Source organism: Acidithiobacillus sp. TH-A35, assembly GCF_057473505.1.
Genome location: NZ_JBYCKR010000013.1, coordinates 1 through 3946 on the forward strand (window position 1 = coordinate 1; position 3946 = coordinate 3946).

Annotated in this window: 3 protein-coding genes; 2 read left to right on the plus strand and 1 reads right to left on the minus strand. The window is 61.3% G+C overall.

Annotated elements, in window-relative coordinates; genetic code table 11:
* The first annotated feature begins 54 nt into the window (after window positions 1-54).
* Both pgi and AC2VNK_RS00620 read left to right on the plus strand, forming a co-directional pair.
* Complete coding sequence (gene pgi / locus AC2VNK_RS00615; protein ID WP_291524345.1) at window positions 55-1674, plus strand: glucose-6-phosphate isomerase; 1620 nt, start codon at window positions 55-57, stop codon at window positions 1672-1674.
* A 117-nt stretch (window positions 1675-1791) separates the two neighbouring features.
* A complete protein-coding gene (locus AC2VNK_RS00620; protein WP_486882438.1) occupies window positions 1792-2961 on the plus strand; it encodes a D-alanyl-D-alanine carboxypeptidase family protein in 1170 nt (389 codons plus the stop codon).
* 75 nt (window positions 2962-3036) lie between these two features.
* On the opposite strand, the gene AC2VNK_RS00625 is transcribed toward AC2VNK_RS00620, so the two are convergent.
* Window positions 3037-3946 (minus strand): LysR substrate-binding domain-containing protein (locus tag AC2VNK_RS00625; protein ID WP_486882439.1); only part of this gene is annotated, 910 nt, incomplete at its 5' end.

Genomic DNA, 3946 nt, shown 5'->3' on the forward strand with positions numbered 1-3946 from the left:
CTCTTGGCTCAGTACCTTTCCGCGTCCGTCCCGCTCTGCGCAAGGAGTTTTGCCGTGTCCGCACCCCTGAACACATCATCTGCCTGGCATGAGTTACAGCAGCATCGGCAAAGTTGGGAGGGGGTGACCTTGCGGCAACTCTTTCATGACGACCCGCAGCGCGCCCGACACTTCTCCGCCGAGGCTTGTGGTCTTTATCTGGATTATTCCAAACAACTCGTCAACCCGGAGACCCTGCGTTTGCTGATGGCCCTGGCGCGGGCGCGGCATCTGGAAGAACGCCGTGCGGCGATGTTCGCGGGCGAACTGATCAATCACACGGAGGGGCGGGCGGCTTTCCATGCGGCCCTGCGCGCGCCCAAAGGCAGTGTCATGCGCACGGCGGGGGTGGATGTGGTGCCGGAAGTCCATAGGGTACTGGAACACATGGCCGCCTTCACCCGATCCATCCACGATGGCACTTGGCGGGGAGCGACCGGTCAGCCTATTCGCAAGATCGTCAATATCGGCATTGGCGGCTCCTACCTGGGGCCGGAAATGGCTTGGAAGGCCTTGCGCGCGCACCGTCACCCCGGTATGGAACTGCGTTTTGTCGCCAATGTGGATGGCGCGACTTTTACCGACGTTACGGCGAATCTGGACCCCGCCGAAACCTTGTTCATCGTCTCTTCCAAAACCTTCACCACCCTGGAGACCATGACCAACGCCCAGCAAGCACGCCATTGGGTTACCTCAGCCTTGGGCGATGCGGCGGTGGCCAGGCATTTTGTCGCGGTCTCTACCAATGCCGAGGCAGTCACGGCCTTTGGGATGGACATCGAGCACATGTTCGGTTTCTGGGACTGGGTCGGGGGTCGGTATTCCATGGATTCGGCTATCGGTCTGTCCACTATGCTGGGCGTGGGGGTTGAGCATTTCACCGCCTTGCTGGCGGGTTTTCATGCCATGGATAAGCACTTTCAGGCGGCGCCCCTGGAGCAGAACCTGCCGGTGCTCATGGGTCTGCTGGCGCTCTGGTATAACAATTTCTGGGATGCGCAGACCCTGGCCATATTGCCCTATGCCCACGATCTGGCGCGTTTCCCGGCTTATCTCCAGCAACTGCAGATGGAAAGCAACGGCAAGAGCGTGGATGAGGACGGTCACCCGGTTGCCGTTGATACGGGCACTGTTATTTGGGGCGAGCCCGGCACTGATGGGCAGCATTCGTTCTATCAATTGATCCATCAGGGTACGCGGCTGATTCCCTGCGATTTCATCGGTTTTTGTCAGCCGCTCAGCCCTTTGGCCGAGCAGCATGAGTTGCTGATGGCTAACCTCATCGCCCAGGCCGAGGCGCTGGCTTTTGGCAAGACGGCGGAGGAATTGCGTGCCGAAGGGATCGCCGAGGCGCAGGTACCTTTCCGCGTTTTCCCCGGCAACCGGCCCAGCAGTGTTCTTCTGGGCGACCGCCTCGACCCCCATACTCTGGGGGCATTGGTGGCGCTCTATGAGCACAGCGTCTTTACCCAGGGTATTATCTGGGGTATCGATTCCTTTGATCAGTGGGGCGTGGAGTTGGGTAAGGTGTTGGCGCAGCGGATTGTGGCGGAACTGCAGGGTGCGGCCAGTCATCCCCACGATGCCTCGACTACCGCTTTGCTGCAGCGCTATTTGCAACGCCGGAGCGCTTAGTCCCGCTGTGGGGGCGGTACGCCCGGCTGATGGAGGTAACCGCACCGATTGGGAACTTTCCCTGCGGGTGGATTTCCAACAGGGTATTCTTCGCCGGATAAAGAGCCGCTCGACACGATGAAATCGCCCAAAGTTCTGGCCCTCGTGGCTACGATTGCATGGGGGAGCGCCAACGCGGTCACCCCGAATTTACCCCCATTACCAACACTGCCCCCGCCACCACCCATGCCGGCGCCGCAACTGACGGGCGTACAGGGCGCGGTCCTCCTGGATGTGAATAGTGGTCAGGTACTGATGGCGGAGAACGCCGAAAAACCCCTCAACCCCTCCGGGCTAGTCAAGTTAATGACGGCCTACGTAATGTATCAGGCGGAAAAGCAGGGGCTGGTGCAACCGCGGCAGCAGGTTCATGTCTCCGACGAGGCCTGGCATGCGCAGGGTTCGCGCATGTTTATTCAACCCCGTCTGCCGGTGACCATGGCGCAACTGGAGAGTGGTCTGTTGATTGATGGCGGGAATGACGCGGCTATTGCCATCGCTCAAACAGTGGCCGGCAGTGTCGGTGGTTTCGTCGATCTGATGAATCACGATGCGGCGGCGATGGGCCTGCAACGCACCCACTTTACCAACCCCGACGGCTTGCCCCAGCCGGGCCAGACCAGTACAGCGCTGGATATTGCCCGTCTCTCGGAACGCTTGATCCAGGCGTATCCGCAGGTATTACAGGTGGCGGGGAAGGCCTCTTACACTTACAACCATATCATCCAGTACAACTACAATCCGCTCGCCGGTCAGGATAACATCAATGGCCTGGGCGTCGGCCTGGCGGCAAAGAACAGCTGGAATCTGGACGCCAGCGCGACCCGCGACGGACGCACCCTGGTGGCCGTCGTGCTGGGCGCGCCCTCGCGCAGTGCGGCGGGCAGTGACGCGAGCGCGTTGCTGCACTACGGCCGGGATGGCTGGCGGGATCGCCCGCTGTATGCGGCCGGGCAGGTAGTCGCGCAACTCCGCCATGACGACTGGAGCCCGGAAGTGGTGCAGGGGGTGACTACCCGCGCCGTGGTGGTGTCAGCGCCCAAGCAGCAACAGGGTGTCAGGCTGCACACGCGGTTTGTTCCTCAGGCTAATCTCAAGGCGCCCATTGGCGCCGGTGAACCCATTGGTACGCTGTCTGTTAGCTGGCACGGCCATCTCCTGCAGACCATCCCCGTTGTTGCCAAGGCCGCTGTGCAACCCGCCGGATGGTTTACCCGTCTGTTACATGAGGGAGAATCATGGCTCTGAGGCCAAGGCTATTGGGCGCGTTCATGCCCTTGGGTAGAATCCGTGCCGTGGGTTTATCCAGTTTTCAGCCCGTCGTTACATTTTATCCCGCAGCAGCGCCAGGAACACCCTGGCGCTGTGGCTGGGCGTGCGTCGGTGCAGCACCGAGAGCTTGTGACGGATGACGGGTGTAGTGGCCAGTGTCGCAAGACACGGTTGCTGGCCCGCATCATTGAGTGCGGAGACAAAGCTGACGCCCAGTCCGCAGCGCACCGCATCCCGAATGGCCGCCAGGCCGCTTAGTTCATAGCGAATATCCGGATAAAACCCCTCCGCTTTCAGTGCCCGCAAGGCATGTTCGCGGATGCCGGACCCTTCTTCCCGCCATACTAGAGATTCTTCCGCGAGCGCTCCTAAAGGCACCGGCTTCTGCTCCCGCAACCAGCGATGCCCGGCAGGCACGAGCAGGACGATTTCGGTTTCCACCAGCGTCTCTTGCAGCCAGTCGCTAACGCCAGCGAGCGGCACATCATCTTCCACAAAAATCAGATCGGCCTGATCGCGCATTTCTTTGGCCGCGCGGCTATTAGTGGTGATCAGGCGCACCGAGACGGCCGGATACAGGCGCCGGAAGCTGGCGATGGCGCGGGGGAGCAGGGTTTCGGCATTACTGTGGCTGGCGATGAGGGCCAGGGAGCCGCGTAGCAGTCCTTCCGTATCCGTGCACAGGGCGCGCGCATCCTCCAGCGCGGCCTCGATTTGCTCCGCAATGCGGAGCAGGGACAAGCCCATGGGCGTGGGGGCGATCCCATGCCGGGCGCGGCGATACAGCGGTTCTCCCACCAGTTCCCGCAATTGTTTCAGACGATGGGAGACGGCGGGCTGGGTCATGAACAGTGCGTCTGCCGCCACATGGAGATTGCCACTGCGCGCGGCCTGTGCCCAGACTAGCAAAAGGGCGGGGTCTATGCGTCCCGAAGCCATGGGATTCTCTCCATTAAGAAAT